This is a genomic window from Pseudoalteromonas sp. SR45-5, assembly GCF_014163565.1.
In the GTDB taxonomy this organism is placed as follows: Bacteria; Pseudomonadota; Gammaproteobacteria; order Enterobacterales; family Alteromonadaceae; genus Pseudoalteromonas; species Pseudoalteromonas distincta.
Map to the genome: position 1 here is coordinate 1 of NZ_JACJDN010000903.1, position 1,181 is coordinate 1,181.

The window sequence follows — 1,181 nt, forward strand, 5'->3', positions numbered from 1 at the left end:
TACTCTTTAAAACAACAAATATTAGCTGTGTTTAATGGCTTCTAATGCATCATCTTCAGCTACTGCGTTACCGTATTTTTTAATGTAACCCATAAACTCGCTTTTACTGATGCGCTTATCTTGGTTTTTATCCATGTAACCAAAGTGATTTGAAATATCATCATCGTTACCTTCAACTACCGAAATATAGCCATTACTGTCGTTATCTAAGCTTGAAAAGCTGCTTTCAATTTTATCGAATTTAGCGATTTCAGCTTTAAATGCCGACTCACTTACTTCAGAATCAGTGGCTACTTTACCATTGTTTAACTTCATGTAAGTGTTGAATTCTTTGCGGCTAATTTCGTTATCCATATTGGTATCAATATTTGAAAAATGGCCCCAAATGCTATCGTCATCAGCTTCAACTTTTGAGATGTAGCCATCGCTGTCATTATCTAAACTTGCAAAGTCACTGTCTATTCTTTCAAGACCTTGATTAGATGAACAAGCCGCTAGGCTTAATGATGCTAAAATAGTGGCTGCTAATGTTAACTTTTTCATAAGACGTATCCTTCGTAATTAATTAAATGTCACTTTAACTAATACAAATCCAATGCCAATAATAGTTAACTTATAAGAATCAACAACTTAATCTTGATTGGTGCGTTTGTTGAACAGTTTCAATAAGTTAAGCTTGCAAGCTTTGCAAACAACCTTGTAATTTTTGCAAAAAAATACCCGGTAAAAAACCAGGTATCTCAATTTTAGTTATATAGTTCAGCTAATAATTAGATTGCTGCGTTTTGGTAGCGTTTAACAAACTCAGTAACGTTTTGACCATTACATTTTAATGAGTTTAAGTTACCAATTTTTTGACGAACAGGTGCTAAACCTTGTTTTAAAGCCGTCATACATAATTGAGTTTCTTGTTGAGCGTCTTTTGCAAATACTTCTACTTTCTCAACTGATACGTTGCTTAATGTCGTTTTTTTAGCAATATCGCGAATATCTTCACCATTACATAAAATGCTTTTAGAAAAACGAGATAAGTAAACACCGTGCTGAGCAGCTTCTTTACGAGCAACACTAAAGCCTTCGTTTGCGCTTAGTACACATAACTTAGACTCAATTTTATTATCTTGACTGAAGTAAGTATTGCTTTGTGCTGAAGCAGTTGCAGATGCTAATAAAGCAGTAGC

2 protein-coding genes are annotated in these 1,181 nt (G+C 34.0%); both read right to left on the minus strand.

Annotation, left to right across the window (positions count from 1 at the left end; all coding sequences use genetic code 11):
* Positions 1 to 21: 21 nt before the first annotated feature.
* Positions 22 to 543: an EF-hand domain-containing protein gene (locus tag H5072_RS19965; RefSeq protein ID WP_002959711.1), complete on the minus strand. Its 522-nt coding sequence runs from the start codon at positions 541 to 543 to the stop codon at positions 22 to 24.
* 227 nt (positions 544 to 770) lie between these two features.
* Positions 771 to 1,181: exonuclease III (locus H5072_RS19970; RefSeq protein ID WP_182694582.1), on the minus strand; the 411-nt coding region annotated here is incomplete at its 5' end.

Coding starts and splice junctions, on each gene's coding strand:
- H5072_RS19965 (WP_002959711.1), bottom strand. CDS start 543: ATGAAAAAGTTAACATTAGCAGCCACTATTTTAGCATCATTAAGCCTA.